Annotated in this window: 12 protein-coding genes; 3 read left to right on the top strand and 9 right to left on the bottom strand. The window is 66.9% G+C overall.

Annotated features, from left to right (window positions below):
- Window positions 1-103: 103 nt before the first annotated feature.
- Window positions 104-850, top strand: coding sequence for a Flp pilus assembly protein CpaB (cpaB, locus tag J7I89_RS22115; protein ID WP_214974833.1), 747 nt, complete (start codon window positions 104-106; stop codon window positions 848-850).
- Here the strand turns inward: cpaB and J7I89_RS22120 are convergent.
- The 8 genes from J7I89_RS22120 to J7I89_RS22155 form a co-directional block, all read right to left on the bottom strand.
- Window positions 847-1,086 (bottom strand): hypothetical protein, encoded by a 240-nt coding sequence (locus J7I89_RS22120; protein ID WP_214974835.1) that lies wholly within the window; start codon window positions 1,084-1,086, stop codon window positions 847-849. The genes cpaB and J7I89_RS22120 overlap by 4 nt on opposite strands.
- Window positions 1,083-5,138, bottom strand: coding sequence for an AAA family ATPase (locus J7I89_RS22125; protein WP_251045709.1), 4,056 nt, complete (start codon window positions 5,136-5,138; stop codon window positions 1,083-1,085). Before J7I89_RS22125 ends, J7I89_RS22120 begins: the two co-directional genes overlap by 4 nt.
- 172 nt (window positions 5,139-5,310) lie before the next feature.
- On the bottom strand, window positions 5,311-6,900 hold the full coding sequence (gene guaA, locus J7I89_RS22130) for a glutamine-hydrolyzing GMP synthase (protein WP_214974837.1): 1,590 nt from the start codon (window positions 6,898-6,900) through the stop codon (window positions 5,311-5,313).
- 88 nt (window positions 6,901-6,988) lie between these two features.
- Window positions 6,989-7,501, bottom strand: coding sequence for a DUF3817 domain-containing protein (locus tag J7I89_RS22135; protein WP_214974839.1), 513 nt, complete (start codon window positions 7,499-7,501; stop codon window positions 6,989-6,991).
- A complete protein-coding gene (locus J7I89_RS22140) occupies window positions 7,498-8,376 on the bottom strand; it encodes an SURF1 family protein (protein WP_214974841.1) in 879 nt (292 codons plus the stop codon). Before J7I89_RS22140 ends, J7I89_RS22135 begins: the two co-directional genes overlap by 4 nt.
- A gap of 243 nt (window positions 8,377-8,619) precedes the next feature.
- Window positions 8,620-9,108 (bottom strand): PTS sugar transporter subunit IIA, encoded by a 489-nt coding sequence (locus J7I89_RS22145; RefSeq protein WP_214974843.1) that lies wholly within the window; start codon window positions 9,106-9,108, stop codon window positions 8,620-8,622.
- 53 nt (window positions 9,109-9,161) lie between these two features.
- Window positions 9,162-10,910, bottom strand: coding sequence for a glycerol-3-phosphate dehydrogenase/oxidase (locus J7I89_RS22150; protein ID WP_214974845.1), 1,749 nt, complete (start codon window positions 10,908-10,910; stop codon window positions 9,162-9,164).
- 87 nt (window positions 10,911-10,997) lie between these two features.
- Window positions 10,998-12,134 (bottom strand): GuaB3 family IMP dehydrogenase-related protein, encoded by a 1,137-nt coding sequence (locus J7I89_RS22155; protein WP_214974847.1) that lies wholly within the window; start codon window positions 12,132-12,134, stop codon window positions 10,998-11,000.
- Between the two features lie 222 nt (window positions 12,135-12,356).
- On the opposite strand from J7I89_RS22155, the gene J7I89_RS25420 reads away from it, so the two are divergent.
- Both J7I89_RS25420 and J7I89_RS25425 read left to right on the top strand, forming a co-directional pair.
- Window positions 12,357-13,214 (top strand): S8 family serine peptidase, encoded by an 858-nt coding sequence (locus J7I89_RS25420; protein WP_251045710.1) that lies wholly within the window; start codon window positions 12,357-12,359, stop codon window positions 13,212-13,214.
- Window positions 13,211-13,687, top strand: a complete 477-nt coding sequence (locus J7I89_RS25425) for a hypothetical protein (protein WP_251045711.1) — start codon at window positions 13,211-13,213, stop codon at window positions 13,685-13,687. Before J7I89_RS25420 ends, J7I89_RS25425 begins: the two co-directional genes overlap by 4 nt.
- A 98-nt stretch (window positions 13,688-13,785) precedes the next feature.
- Here J7I89_RS25425 and J7I89_RS22165 read toward each other — a convergent pair whose 3' ends face one another.
- Entirely contained in the window at window positions 13,786-15,639 is a 1,854-nt protein-coding gene (locus J7I89_RS22165) for an ABC transporter ATP-binding protein (RefSeq protein ID WP_214974849.1), read from the bottom strand.
- Window positions 15,640-15,690: the final 51 nt, after the last annotated feature.

Here is a 15,690-nt window from a genome sequence, read left to right on the forward strand (position 1 = left end):
CGCCCGGTGGATGTCCACATAGGCGGCTCCTTCACGGGCCGCTTTTCCACATAGGGCAACTCGCGCCTGTCACCCAGTGGCCCAGGATCCGTAGCGTGGCAGTATGCCAGCCATCGGAATTCTCCCAGTACGGACCTCCCGTCCCGCCGGTCGCGCCAGCCGCCGCAACGGGCTGCCCGGAGGTTCGGGCCGCCCGCAACGCCGTTCCCTGCACGTCACTGGCTGGCTGACCCGCAACCGCCGCCTGGCCGTGTCGCTGCTGCTCTGTTTGGCCGCCGGCGTTGCCGTCCACCAGCTCACCCCCGCCCCCGCCCACACCGTCAAGGCCATAGCCGCGGCGCGGGACCTTCCGGCCGGAGCGGCGCTGGGCGGCGGCGACATGGCGGCGGTCAGCATCCCGCCGGCCCTGCTGGCTGCCGGGTCCTTCACGGAAACCTCGGGCCTGGAGGGAAAACAGCTGGCCGCCCCTCTCCGCAAGGGGCAGCTGCTCTCGGACGCCCAACTCGTGGGCCCCGGCCTGCTCACAGGAGCTCCGCCGGGTTCGGCCGCAGTGCCGTTGCGCATGGCTGATCCTGCGTCCATCCAGCTGGTCTCCCCCGGCCAGCTGGTCAACATCGTGCTGACGAACGGCAACGGCTACGAGCAGGCGTCGTCGTCAAAAGTGCTGGCCAGCTCAGTGCCGGTGCTGTGGACGTCGGCTCAAGAAGGCCAGAGCGGTCAGTGGCTGGGCACCGGCGATTCGGAGGGCCTGATAGTGGTGGCGGCCACACCGGCCCAGGCCAGTGCGCTGGCGGGTGCGTCAACCCAGGGAAAGCTGTTCTTCGTACTCGTGGGGTCCGCGGGCAGTTAACCCCAGTGAGGGGGCTTCTGCTCCCTCAGCCAGGCATCGTGGTCGTTGTCGGAACCGGAGTCGCCCCAGGCACGGGGATCGTCCTCGGACGCCCTGTTTGGCACCACGCCCGCCGATTTCACCGGCTTCGGGGTCTTCTTAGCCGGCCCGGGGGTCTTCTCCGCCGCGCCGGGGGCATCCTCATCCCGGGAGCCATTGCCCTTCCGCGAGCCTTCGTTCAGTGCACCGGCGTTCACTGCGTGCCGTCCTTCCTGTCCGCGGTATCACCGTCGTAGTCGTTCTCATAGCCGTTTTCAGGGGCGCCGCTGTATTCTTTTTCGGCGCCGCCGTCGGCAAACCCTTCAGCCGCCCCGAAGCCCTTCCCGCCGCCGGTCCCGACACCCTCGTCCGAACCCTGGTGGTCATCGTCGTACGAGCCGCCGTAGTCGCCCTCGTAGTCGCCTTCGTCACCGTCCTCGTAGGGCCCCTCGGCCAGAGTGCTGACGTCGTCGTCCAGGAAGCCCGGCGATCCCACGGACCGGACCGGAAGCGCGGGCTTCTCGAGTCCGAGGTAGCCGCCGATCCGGTCGGCGCAGGCCGACGGGTCCGTGAAGACTTCGATCGTCCACAGCGGCAGGTAACGCCAGCCAAGGCGCTCCAGCAGCTGCGGGCGCAGCCTGCTGCGTTCCCGCACCGTCATCTGCCGGTACTGCTCGGTCCCGTCGGACTCGATGGCCACCGGCCGCGGAATCTCGGCTTCGTCCCGGCCCATGGTGCTCAGAGGGTCGGCCGCGGCCACAACGTCGATGACACCGTCGTACTGGTGCCAGACACGGGCCCCGCGTGCCCGGAGCCGGTCGCCAAGGTCCGCCACGAGCGGATCCGCCCCCAGCGCCTGCTCGCTCGCGGCCGCCCGGGACGCCGGGGTTCCGAGGTCCGTGTTGCCTGAGATCTCGCGGTCCAGCAGTTCGTACAGGTCCACCGCCCCGTGGGCCAGCCGGGTCCGGTCAAGGTCCTCCGGCTTGAAGCACGTCAGGACGTGCAAAGACTGGCGGGCCCGGGTCATGGCCAGGGCGAACTTGGCCCGGCCGCCCTCGGCGGACAGCGGACCAAAGTTGTGCAGGGCCCGCCCGTGGGGTGTGCGGCCGTAGCCCGGGGAGAAAATCACGTGATCGCGGACCAGCCCCTGCGCGCGCTCCAGATCCACCACTCGGAACGATTCATCGCCGGCGGTGAAGAATCCTGCGAGCGACGGATGGTTGGGCAGCTGCAGCCGGATGGCCTCGCCGATCCTCGCCGCGTGCCGGAGGCTGGCTGTGACGACGGCCAGCGTTGTGCGCGGCCGGAGCCGGGCGTGTTCGAACACCAGCTCCACCACGCGGTTGACCTCTGCCACCACCGACTCCACGCCCTCGTGATCGGCGCTCGGCAGTCCCGTGCCCTCGGGTAGGTACTCCACGAGCAGGGCGCGGTCCAGCCCCGTGGCGGACTGGCCTTCGGGCAGGCGGCGGAGGCCGCCGTCGTAAAAGCCCTTGCTCAGCTGGAGCACCAGATCCTCGTCAACCGCGCGGTAGACGGAGTGCAGGCGCCACGTCGGCAGGACCGCCGCCAACGCAGTGAAGGCGCTCTCAACACTCTGGTGCGACTGCTCGCCGGCGGCGAGCCGCTCGACCGCGACGGTGAACGTGCGCGGGCTTGCGATCTTGTCGTCGCCGAAGGCAACCACCTGCTTTGCGCGGGCAATTGCCGGCAGGACGGCCTGCAGCGAGGTCGCTTCGGCGTCCAGGATGACCACGGCGTCGAACTTCTGCTCGGCCGGGAGAAGACCCGTCATCAGGTAGGGGCTCACCGACCAGACAGGAACCAGCATGGGAACCAGCTCCGGCGCCTGGGCAGTCAGCGCCGCCAGAGTCACCCGCCCGTCCTTGAGCAGGCTCCTGAGGAGGTCCGCCTGGCGGGGGTTCTGGGCGATCCCGGCGCGCCAGCGCTCGGCAAGCTGCCACCGGAGCCGTCCGGCGCCGCTGGCGATATGGGCGTTGTCGGCCAGCCTGTACTCGGCTTCAAGCTGGCGCAGGGCGTCGCCGTCGGACATGGCGAGGTAGTCATCGCCGCTGATCATGGCCTCCAGGGCGGACTGCCACCAGGCCAGCTCCAGCTCCGCGGCTACGGACTCGGCGGGGACCTCGCGCTCCGAGAGGTCTGCCAGCAATTCGCCCAGGCCGTGCTCGCGCATGTTCTCGATCAGCAGCGTGCGCTCCGGCAGCGTCTTGAGCGTCTGGGTGTCGGCCACGAGCCGTTCCAACCGTTCCATGAGTTCCGGGTAGGCCGTATCTTCCAAGGCTCCGCCCGCCGCCGTGTGCCGCAGCGCATTGCCCAACAGCTTCAGTTCGCGGGTCAGCCCCCGGTACATGATGCTGATCTCGGCCAGCCCGGACGGCACCGCGGGATGCCGCTGCGTCGTGGCGTAGTCCGACCACTGTGCGCGCTGCTCCTGCACCAGCACCAGTGAACTGTGAAGATCGGCGATGTGCACGCCGGGCCGGACATACTCCTTTGCCACCCTGCGCAAGCGCGAACGCTGCATCGACGCCATGTCGATGTTGTGCTCACGGCGCCAGGCGGATGACGCGGTCGCTGAGATGAGGTCGTGCACCGGCCGGTCGAAGATGTCGGGCGTGAACTTGTCCAGGCTCTCCCGGACGGCGACCAGCAGCTTGAGCTGGGAGCCCCACTCGGCAAAGTTCGTACCAAGTCGGATTTCCGCGTGGCCTGCCACGTCCTTCATGCGCTCGTACAGCAGCGGCAGTTTTTTCTCCACCGAGCGCGCCAGGTCCTGCGCTTCCTCGGTCTCCTTGCGGGTCACCAGCCGGGCACCGTGCCAGGGGCTCGAGGTGGAGGCGCTGCTGAAACTGCCGAGCTCGGCCGCGCGCTTCAGCCTGCCAGCGAGTTCCTCGCGGTCCCTGATGCTGTCCAGCACGCTGCGCTTCAGCCGGACCGTGGTGGCCGGGGCGGGCTGAATCGAGGTCAGCTCCGCCAGCGACTGCATCGCCTGGTACGGCGAGCAGCCCCATCGCTTGCGGACGTTGTGCAGCGACGCCACGTGGTCCATCAGGGCGTGCCGGTGTTCGATGAGAGTTTTGTGCAGGTTGCCCAGCTGCGGCTCGCTGGATTTCTCGTTGCGCACGATGGCCCGGACCAGCTGGCCCTTGAGCTGCTGGGGCGTTGCGCTGCCGGACAGCTGGAACAAGATGGACTCCAGGCCCAGGTCCTCGAGCCTGCCGGCCACTTCGTTGAGGCTGGCGCGCCGGTCCCCCACCACGAGGACAGTTTTGCCTTCGTCCACCAAAGCGCCGATGGTGTTGATCGCCGTCTGGGTCTGCCCTGTCCCGGGCGGGCTGCTGACCACCAGCGAGTCCCCGGCCCGGACCGCGTCAATCACGTACTGCTGGTCCGCGTCCGCGTCCAGAAGGAGCAGCTCACTGGCCGGGTCCCGCTCGTCCACGCTCGGGAAGCGGCCGGGCTGCAGCGCGGGCACGTCCACGAGTTCGCCCGAGGCGGCCCGGGCAAGGGAGGCCACCAGCGTATTCTGCTGGTTGATCCAGGGGTCATCCAGGTTGCCGGACAGGTCCGCGAATGTGGAGACGAGCAGGTTGTGCTCCACCTCGGCGCCGTGGATCGGCTTGACCAGCGTGCTGAGGCGGTCCAGGACGGGCTGGGGGTCAAAGCGCGCTGTGCTGTACGCCATCCGGGTCACGGCGTTGACGTCGAACACGATGCCGTGGATGGTCTTCAGGTGCCGGATCAGGGCCGGATTGATGCGGGCCTGTTCCGTGAGCTGCAGCTCGTAGTCGCCTTCGCCGGGGCGGATGGTGAGGGAGATGGCGGTCAGCATGACCGGCGCCGAGATACGCTGCGGCTTACCGCCGACGGCGGACGTCCACACCACGGTTCCGGCCGAAAAGTAGCCGGCCTCGATGCCGCGGTCATTGGCCAGTTCGAAAATCTTGGACCGCAGGTTCCGGGAGGCCCTTGCAGCCACAACGTACTGCTGCTGGTCGCGGATCAGCGTGGAAAGCCGGGTGCGGCGCCCGGCCATGAGCTGCGCAAGGCCGGACGGGTGCGCGTTGGTGAGGTCGATCGAGCCCTCAGGGGTTTTGGTGAAGCGCAGCATGGTGTCCGCCCCGGTAACGGGCTTGAGCCCGGACAGCCACTTCCTGAGCTCCTCCGAACCCTCGGAGTCGACCTGACCAACTGACACTGCTGCCTTCTTTTCTGCGCTTGCACGTGACGCCTTGGACCATACGGGCATACTTTCGAGCGTAGCCGCAAACAGCCACGGGTGAGAGACCGCAACACTGGAACGGGCTAAGTTGCGGCGGATTTCGAACCGTGTCCCGGATTGCCGGACCAAACAGCTGCCCGGACGACGGGGACAAAAGGGAAGTGGCCGGCCTCCCTGCGGAGACCGGCCACTCAAAACGCTATTCCCACTCGATGGTTCCCGGCGGCTTGCTGGTCACGTCCAGCACCACGCGGTTGACGCCTTCCACCTCGTTGGTGATCCGGTTCGAGATGCGGGCCAGCAGGTCATACGGGAGCCGTGACCAGTCGGCCGTCATGGCATCTTCGGACGAAACGGGACGCAGCACGATGGGGTGGCCGTAGGTACGGCCGTCGCCCATGACGCCAACACTGCGGACGTCCGCCAGCAGCACTACCGGCATCTGCCACACGTCGTTGTCGAGTCCGGCTGCGGTCAGCTCGGCACGGGCAATCGCGTCGGCTTTGCGGAGCAGGTCCAGGCGTTCCTTGGTCACTTCGCCGACAATGCGGATGCCGAGGCCCGGTCCCGGGAAAGGCTGGCGGCCCACGATTTCCTGCGGCAGTCCCAGCTGGGCGCCGACGGCACGGACCTCGTCCTTGAACAGCGCACGAAGCGGCTCGACGAGCTCGAACTGCAGGTCCTCGGGCAGGCCGCCCACGTTGTGGTGGCTCTTGATGTTCGCAGCGCCTTCGCCGCCGCCGGATTCGACGACGTCCGGGTACAGGGTGCCCTGGACCAGGAACTTGATCTTCTCGCCGTGGGCCGCGGCTTCGGCGATGATGGCCAGTTCCGCCTCCTCGAAGGCACGGATGAATTCGCGGCCGATGATCTTGCGCTTGGTTTCGGGATCGCTGACTCCCGCGAGGGCTGCCTGGAAGCGTTCCTGCTCATTGGCGACGTAGAGCTTCACGCCGGTCGCAGCAACGAAGTCCCGCTCAACCTGTTCCGCTTCGCCTTCACGGAGCAGTCCGTGGTCCACGAACACACAGGTCAGCTGGTCGCCGACTGCGCGCTGGACGAGGGCGGCGGCGACGGCCGAGTCCACGCCGCCGGAGAGGCCGCAGATAACCCTGGCATCGCCGATCTGCTTGCGGATGCGGTCAACCTGCTCTTCGAGGATGTTGCCCGTGGTCCAGTTGGGTTCCAGCTTGGCGCCCTTGAACAGGAAGTTCTCCAGCACCTGCTGGCCGTACGCCGAGTGCTTGACTTCCGGGTGCCACTGCACGCCGTAGAGGCACTTTTCCTCATTGGCGAACGCAGCTACAGGAGCGCCGGCGGTGGTTGCCAGGACGTCGAAGCCCTCGGGTGCTTCCTGGACGGAGTCGCCGTGGCTCATCCAGGTGTTCTGCAGTTCAGGCACGCCGGACAGGATGGACCGGGCACCGCCCACTGCGGTGGCTTCGGTGGAACCGTACTCACGGAGTCCGGTCTGGGCCACCTTGCCACCCAGCGCGTTGGCCATCGCCTGGAAGCCGTAGCAGATGCCGAAAACCGGGATGCCGGCTTCGAAGAGGTCGGCTCCGACGTTCGGGGCGCCGTCCGCGTATACGCTGGAGGGTCCGCCGGACAGGATGATGGCGGCTGGGTTCTTGGCCAGGAGCTGCTCGGTGCTGTAGGTATGCGGAACCACTTCCGAATACACATTCGCTTCCCGGACGCGGCGGGCAATCAGCTGCGCGTACTGGGCACCGTAGTCAACAACCAGCACCGGCTTCTGGGAAGTTTGGGATGCAGTGGGAGTAGTCACTGTCCTAGACTACTTTGCACCGTTGCCCCGACGCATCTTGAGGGCGCCCGCTGTGACGCATGAAACTCCGGCGCACCGGCGGCCGGGACTAGTACCGGCTGGCCGCCTGGGGGTTGGCTGCCAGTTCGGCGTCAACTTCGGCGTGGAACTTCTTCTCCACGATGAAGGAGAGGAACGGCACCACGCCGCCCAGTGCCAGCAGGATCATCTTGGCGAAGGGCCAGCGCATCAGCGTCCAGAGCCGGAAGTTCGACATGAGGTACACCACGTACATCCAGCCGTGGACAATCAGCACCGCCACCGACACGTTGAATCCGTTGAGCACGCCCTTGGGCTCGGCCTCGGCAAATCCGAAGCCGAACGGCTGGCCCGTGACGGCGTTGGTTCCGCCCGCGAACAAGTACTGGCCGAAGGCGTAGCGCGCCACCAGCTCCGAACAGAGCAGCAGCAGCATGGCGCCCGTGAGGTACGCCATGACCTTGTAGAACTTCAGGGCCGAGCGAATCTGCGCTTCCGTTCCGCCGAAGCGTCGCTTCTTCGCCGCTCCTGTGCCCGTCTGGTTCGACGGCTGCGGCTGGATGGCAGGCTTGGGTTCGATCATGGCTGTACCTTTTGTTGGGTCGTGTCTGGCTGGGTCGCGCCAGGGTGGGTCGCGTCTGGCTGGGGCGTGTCTTCTGGCGTGTGGTCGCCGCCGTCGTCTTCCTCTTCCTCGAGGCTGCGCCGGTAGTCATCCTTGACCAGCCGCCACCAGATGAAGAGGGCGAACCCGGCGAAGACGATCCATTCCACCGAGTAGAAGAGGTTCAGCCAGTTGACCTTGGGGGGCGGCGGCTGCGCGCCGATGCTCAGCGGCCGGAGGGCGCTGCCGGCGGCGGCAGCACCGACGTCGGACGTGCCGGAAATTTCGGCGGTGGCCGAAACAAAGGCCGGGTAGCTGCTGACGTTCCAGATGTTGATGAGTTCGGCGACAGAGACGGCGGATGCCTGCCCGGGCGAGGGAGCCGTGTTGGGAACCGGCGCCTCGGACGGCAGGAGCCGTCCGGTCAGCCGGATAGTGCCCGACGGCGGGTCGGCGGCTTCGGCGGGATCGGCGATCCATCCGCGCGCCACGGGTATCCAGGTTTCCGGGGAGGCTGCGGCGCCCTTGAGCACGGGGGCATCCGCGACGGCGAACGCCGTCACCACCCAGAATCCCGTCTTGCCGTCCTTGAGCCGGCCCGGAACGAGGACCTGCCTGGAGCCGTCGTACGTGCCTGTGGCGGTCACCATCTGGTCGGCCACCGAACCCCGGAAGAATTCGCCGGGTTTCAGGGTGTCGGTGAGGTTCTTGACTTCCTCGGTGGTGGGGCTGATGGGCACCTCGGGCTGGGTGGACCGGCCGAACTGCCACTGGCTCAACAGCACGAAGACACCCGAAATGACGATCGCAAAGACGAGGCCTGCGATCCACCGGGGCTGGAGGGCTGTTTTCCACACCCCTTAACCGTACTTCGTCCCCGCGTAGAACAACGAAACGGGCTGGAGAAGGGCCTGCCCCTAGAGTGGGGCAGCAGGGTCCCTACGTGGCGACGGAGTCGACACGAAAGGGCCTGCCCCTAGAGTGGGGCAGCAGGGTCCCTACGTGGCGACGGAGTCGACACGAAAGGGCCTGCCCCTAGAGTGGGGCAGCAGGGTCCCTACGTGGCGACGGAGTCGACACGAAAGGGCCTGCCCCAATCTTTAGTGGTCGAAGAACACCAGGCTTGAGTTGATCAGCTCCGCGATGACTTCGGCGTCGTAGGCGCGGCGCAGCGATTCCCGGAAGGACTCCTTGGACAGCGACCTGGCCAGGGTGGCCAGCACCTCGAGGTGGTCCGAGAACGAGCTTGCCGGGGTGGCGATGAGCAGAACGACAGTGGCGGGGCCGTCCGCGGCCCCGAAATCGAGGGCCCTGCCGTACTTGGTGATGCCGACGGCGATGGAGGTCCGGGAGACGAATTCACTGCGGGCGTGCGGCAGGCCCACGCCCCCGGGAAGCCCGGTGGCGAGCTGGTGTTCACGTGCGTTGACGTGCCCCAGGAAGCCCTCGAGGTCAGAGATCCGGCCGGCGTCGTAGAGCCTGCGGGCAAGCTGGGTCGACGCATCCAGCTTGTCCGTGGCGTCCATCTCCAGAATCACCATCTCCGGTGTGGTGAGTTCAGCATCATAACGGTCCAGTGGTTCCGCCAAGTGGTGTCCCTTCAGTGAGGCCCGGAGCCCCATTTCCGCGGCGGCTTGTGATTTCAGCGCAACGGGACGATGTCTTCCACGCCCAGCCGGGCAGCGTCTGCGGACTCGTCGTCCGGCTGCTGCTGACTGAGCCGTTCGGCTTCCACCCGCGCAAGGTAATGCTTGATTTCGCTTTCCCGCTGCGCATCGCTCCAGCCAAGAATTTCTCCCATAAGCTTAGCGACTACCGGCGCGGCGGACACACCCCGGTCCCACGACTCAATGGAAATGCGGGTCCTGCGGGTCAGGACGTCGTTGACGTGCCGGGCCCCCTCGTGGGTTGCCGCGTACACGGCCTCGGCCTGCAGGTAATCGTCAGCGCCGGGCAGTGGCTCCGCGAGCTCGGGTTTTTCATGGATGAGGGCCAGCACCTCGGTCGCCATGGACCCGTACCGGTTCAGCAGGTGCTCAACCCTCGCCACGTGCACGCCGGTCTCCTCCGCGGTGCGGTTGCGCCGGTTCCAGGCGGCCTTGAACCCGGTGGCGCCCAGCAGCGGTACGGATTCGGTGCAGCTCGGGGGGACGCGTTCGTCCATGCTGCGGCTGGCTTCATCCACGGCGTCCTTGGCCATGACCCGGTACGTTGTCCACTTGCCTCCGGCCACCACGACAAGCCCCGGCACGGGATGGGCCACGATGTGTTCGCGGGACAGTTTGGCCGTGGAGTCGTTCTCCCCGGCCAGGAGGGGCCGCAGGCCGGCGTAAACGCCCTCCACATCCTCCCGGGTGAGCGGACGCTTGAGCACCCTGTTCACGTGCTCCAGAAGGTAGTCGATGTCCTTGCTTGATGCCGCAGGGTGGGCCTTGTCCAGGTGCCAGTCGGTGTCCGTCGTGCCGATGATCCAGTGCCGTCCCCACGGGATGACGAACAGCACGGATTTTTCGGTGCGCAGGATGAGGCCCACGGTTGACTGGAAACGGTCCCGGGGCACCACGAGGTGGATCCCCTTGGAGGCACGGACCTTGAGCTGGCCGCGCTCGGTGACCATGGCCTGGGTCTCGTCCGTCCAGACGCCCGTGGCGTTGATGACCTGCTTGGCCCGGATCTTGAACGTGGAACCGTCCTCATGGTTGACCACCTTGGCCCCCACAACGCGCTCCCCCTCGCGGAGGAAGTCCACCACGGCCACCCGATTGACGGCGTGGGCCCCGTAGTAGGCGGCGGTGCGGATGAGGTTGGCCACGTACTTGGCGTCGTCGACCTGGCCGTCGTAGTAGCGGATGGAGCCCACGAAGGCGTCGTCCTTCAGGCTTGGCGCCGCCCGCAGTGTGCCGCGCCGGGTCAAGTGCTTGTGGAAGGGCACGCCGCGCTTGTGGCCGCCGGAGATGGACATGATGTCGTACAGCGCAATGCCCGCCCCGACGTACGGCCGCTCGAACGACTTGGACAACGGGTAGAGGAACGGCACGGGCCGCGCCAGGTGCGGCGCCAGTTCGGAGAGGAGCAGGCCACGTTCGTGCAGCGCCTCCTTCACGAGCCCGAAGTCCAGCATTTCGAGGTAGCGGAGACCCCCGTGAATCAGTTTGGAGGAGCGCGACGACGTCCCCGCCGCCCAGTCGCTTGCCTCCACGATGCCCACGTTCAGGCCGCGGGTCACTGCGTCGAGGGCCGTGCCGGTCCCGACTATTCCGCCGCCCACGACGAGGATGTCCAGTTCCTTGCCCGGCTCCGTGGTGGCCTTGAGCGCCGCGAGCGAAGCTTCCCGCGCCTCGGGGCCCAAGGCTCCCTTGCTCGCCTCCGCACCTTCAGCAAAACCGCTCATGACAGGCCTCCATCCTCGCCGACGTTGTAGTTCCTTAGACTACTTCCAACGTCAGCGGATGGGCAGGGTGCGGCAGGCGCGAAAGGGTCAGTTGCCGGAGTAGGGCGACACCACGACGTCGACCCGCTGGAACGCCTTCAGGTCCGAGTAGCCGGTGGTTGCCATGGACCGTCGCAGCGCACCGATGAGGTTCGAGGTGCCGTTGGTGTGGTGGCCCGGGCCGAAGAGCACTTCCTCCAGCGGACCCACGGTGCCGACATTGACCCTGTCGCCGCGGGGCAGCTCCAGGTGGTGCGCCTCCTGGCCCCAGTGCCAGCCCTTGCCGGGTGCCTCTTCAGCCCGGGCCAGGGCGCTGCCGAGCATGACGGCGTCGGCTCCCATGGCGATGGCCTTGACGATGTCGCCCGAGGCGCCCATGCCGCCGTCGGCAATCACGTGCACGTAGCGTCCGCCGGACTCGTCCATGTAGTCGCGGCGGGCCGCGGCGACGTCGGAAATGGCGGATGCCATGGGCGAATGGATGCCCAGCGCCCGGCGGGTGGTGGTGGTGGCGCCGCCGCCGAAGCCGACCAGCACGCCGGCCGCGCCGGTGCGCATCAGGTGCAGGGCCGGGGTGTAGCCGGCAGCGCCGCCCACGATGACGGGGACGTCGAGTTCATAAATGAACTGCTTCAGGTTCAGCGGTTCGTGGTCCTTCGAAACGTGCTCCGCGGAGACGGTGGTACCGCGGATCACAAAGATGTCGACGCCGGCCGCCAGCACGGTCTTGTAGTGCTCCTGGGTGCGCTGCGGGGTGAGGGAACCGGCCACGGTGACGCCCGCGGCCCGGATTTCCGCGAGGCGGGAGGTGATCAGGTCCGGCTGGATGGGCGCCTGGTAGAGCTCCTGCATCCGGCGGGTGACTGCGGGGCTGTTGGTCTCGTCCTCCAGCGCGGCGATCTGGTCCAGCACGGACTGCGGGTCCTCATACCGGGTCCAGAGGCCCTCGAGGTCAAGGACGCCGAGTCCGCCGAGGCGACCCAGCGCGATGGCGGTCGCGGGCGACATGGCGGAGTCCATCGGCGCGGCGATGACGGGCATGTCGAACTTGTAGGCATCGATCTGCCACGAGACGGAGACATCCTTGGGGTCACGCGTACGACGGTTGGGGACGATCGCGATGTCATCCAGGGAGTAGGCACGACGCCCACGCTTGCCACGGCCAATCTCAATCTCGTAAGTCACGTGACCACTTTACTTGACCTCGCGGGCTGCGGCCGATGACGGCCTGGCGGGACGAACAGGAACTGACAGTTCACACTCTCTTGACCGCTTTTGTCAACGGTTTACAGAACATGAAAATAGACCTAAGTTTGCTCTCGGTTACCGGCTGAGACGCCAGGTGGCCGCTTTTCACTCCACCCAACTTCGGGCTACCCGTGTGCCCGATGCGAGAAAGCAGATCCAATGGGAAGTGCATCAACAGCCAGGACCACCCGCGCCCTGGCGTTATCGCTGACGGCGGTCGTAGGCACCTTGGCCTTCGCCGCTTCGCCCGTCTCCGCCAACCCTGGAGCAGTCGACAGCACCACATCCGCACGCAGCACCGTGGCCGTGCAGGAGCCAGCCTCCGGAGAGGCATACACGAGATTCATCGTGGGCTTCACGAAGGACGCGGCCAACGCCACGCCGAGGGGCCGCGCCAATGCCTGGGGCAAGGCGGCCCGGGATCAGGGCGTGTCCGTGAAGGAGCTGCGGACGCTGGCCACCGGCGGCACCCTGATCGGAGCCGACAAGCCGCTCTCCGGCCAGGCCGCCGAGGATTTCATGGCAGGGATTGCCGCGTCCGGGGCGGTGCATTCAGTGGAGCCCGACGCCCGCATGAGGGCGGCCCTGACCCCGGACGACACCCGCTACAGCGAGCAGTGGGACTTCACCGCCGTGAATGCCACCGGAGTGGCCGGCGTGGCCCCCGGCGCCAAGGTGGTGCCGGTGCGGGTCCTGGCCAAGTGCGGCGGTTCCCTGTCAGACATCGCCGAAGCCATCGTCTGGGCATCGGGCGGAACGGTCGCGGGCATCCCCGCCAACGCCAACCCCGCCAAGGTCATCAACATGAGCCTCGGCGGCTCGGGCGCCTGCGGCACCACCTATCAGACGGCCATCGACTCCGCCGTTTCCCGCGGAACCACGGTGGTGGTGGCGGCAGGCAACAGCAACCAGGACGCGTCCGGTTTCCGGCCCGCCAACTGCGGCAATGGGGTGAGCGTGGCCGCCAGCAACCCGAGCGGCACGCTGTCCTACTACTCCAACTATGGCGGGGCGTGACCCCGCCGCCGCCCGCGGGAAACCTGCTGCTGAACCCCGGCTTCGAGGAGGGCGCAGTCTCCTGGACCTCCGATCATGCCGACACTTTTGAGACCCGGGCAAACGCCCGGACCGGGACCCGATTCGCCGGCCTCAACGGCTGGGGCCAGGTAACCTCCTTCAAGCTGGACCAGGCCTTCGCCGTCCCGGCGGCGGTATCCGGCGCCGCTCTCTCCTTCTACCTGAAGGTACTGTCTGACGAAACCACGCCCAACAAGGTCTACGACACGCTCAAGGTCCAGGTCATCAGCGGCGGCGTGACAACCACGCTTGCCACTTACTCCAACCTCAACAAGTCCTCCAGCTACGTGCAGAAGCAACTGGACCTGACCGCCTACAAGGGGCAGAGCATCACGCTCAGGTTCCTGGGTGCCGAGGATTCATCCCTGCAGACGCTCTTCGCCATCGATGACACCGCGGTGAGCACCTCGTAGGGGGATCAGGCCCCATCAGGCCGCCGGCTGCGCACTGCGCGGCCGGCGGTTTCCTGCTTTCTGCTTTCTGCGGAGGCCGGCAACTGCGGAAGCCGCCGTCAGACTCCCTCGTCCACGCTGAGCTGGGATTCGAACATCCTGAAGTAGCGGCCACGCAGGGCCACGAGCTCCTTGTGCGTGCCCCGTTCGACTATCCGTCCGTCCTCCAGCATGTACACGATGTCTGCCTTCTCGATCGTCGCGAGGCGGTGGCTGATGGCGATGATGGTGCTGCTCCGGTCAGCGAAAAGCCGGCTGAAGATCCGGTGCTCGGCGAGGGCATCGATGGCGGAGGTGGGCTCGTCCATCACCATGAAGGACGCATTCCGGTAGAAGTTCCGGGCCATGGCCAGCCGCTGCCACTGGCCGCCCGACAGTCCGCTGCCCTTGCGGCCGCGCGGGTCCTCCATCCAGTTGCTCACGTGGTTGTCCAGGCCGTTGGGCAGCTTGTTGATGAAGTCCAGTGCCTCGGCGTCCGCGGCCGCCGTGCGGATACGGGCGTCGTCCCGCGGGGCGTCGACATCGCCGAAGTAGATGTTTTCCGCAGCCGTGGCGAACTCGTACTTCAGGAATTCCTGGCTCAGCACCGCCAGGTGGCGATGCCAGGATGTGACGTCGACGGCGGCGAGGTCCACGCCGTCGAGCATCACCTGTCCCGAATCGGGCCGGTACAGCCCGGCGAGGATCCGGATCAGGGTGGACTTGCCTGCCCCGTTCTCCCCCACGATCGCGATGTGCTGGCCCTCCCGGATGGTCAGGGAAATGCCTTTGATGACCTCCAGTTCGCTGCCCGTGTACGTGAACCGGATATCGCGCAGCTCGACCATTTTCGGCGCCCCCAGGACGGGCGGCGAATGGTCGGAGTGGACCGGCAGCGCCATGAACAGTTCGTAGTCCTTGAGGTTGGCGAGGTCCTCGTCGATGGAGCTCAGGGAGGAGACGAGGTTGTTGGCCGTGGACAGGGCACGGCTGACGATTTGCTGCACATAGAGGAACTGGCCCACCGGCTGGGCGCGGGCGATGATCTGGCCCACCACCCAGATCAGCGACACCACTTCCGCGCCATATTGCAGGGCGTCCGCCGCGAGCTGCTTGGGAATGTAGCGCTTCTGGAAGTCGAGCCTGCGCCGCTCGTCGGCCTCACGCAGCCTCGAGCGCAGCCCCATGAGGTATCCGACGATCCCGTACAGCCGCATTTCGGCGATGTGCTGGGGCCGGAGCAGGTTGGTCTCGATCATGCGGCGCTGGCGGCGCGAGTCCACCTGGGTGTTCCAGTGGGCAATCTGCTCGCGGGAGAGTTTGAACTGCAGGTAGACACTGGGAACAATCGCCACCAGCACGATCACGGCGATCCACCAGCTCACGAGCAGGAGCGCGCCGATGGCCAGGATGACCGAGACCAGCTGCGTGAAGATCGCGGCGATCCGGTCCAGGACCCTGGCGTAGGAGTCGGAGAATCGCTTGGCGCGGTCGTACAGGTCGACCGTTTCCTTGTCGTCGTAGCGCCAGAACTCCAGGGCGAGGAAGCGTTCGTACATGAGGTCGCCGACGATGGCGCCCACCTTGAAGCTCATCAGCTGCTGGATGTAGCGGTCCACGCTGCTGAATCCGCCCCAGAAAAGGCCGAGGGCGGCCGTGATGATGACATAGACAATCGCCTGCTGCCCCGCAGCGGCGTCCCCGGTGTAGGCCGCCGCCAACGCCGTGGTGGTGAGCGCAGCGAAATACGTGGTGACGAGCGGCAGCAGAGCCGAGATCAGGGATCCCGCCACCTTCATGACAACAGCCCCGGGCGAGGCCCTGAAACTGACCCTTAGCACCTGCGCCACAGCTCGGGCGTAGGGCTTCAGGGCGAGCCGCCGCTGGAGTTCCTTTTTCGGATTCAGCTCGACGGGGTGCCGTGGTTGGGACATGGATTCAGCCTAGTCCTGCACGGCCCCGCCGGTTGAGCCACCCCCCAGGCT

The sequence above is a fragment of the Arthrobacter sp. ISL-5 genome, assembly GCF_018613835.1.
GTDB lineage: Bacteria > Actinomycetota > Actinomycetes > Actinomycetales > Micrococcaceae > Arthrobacter.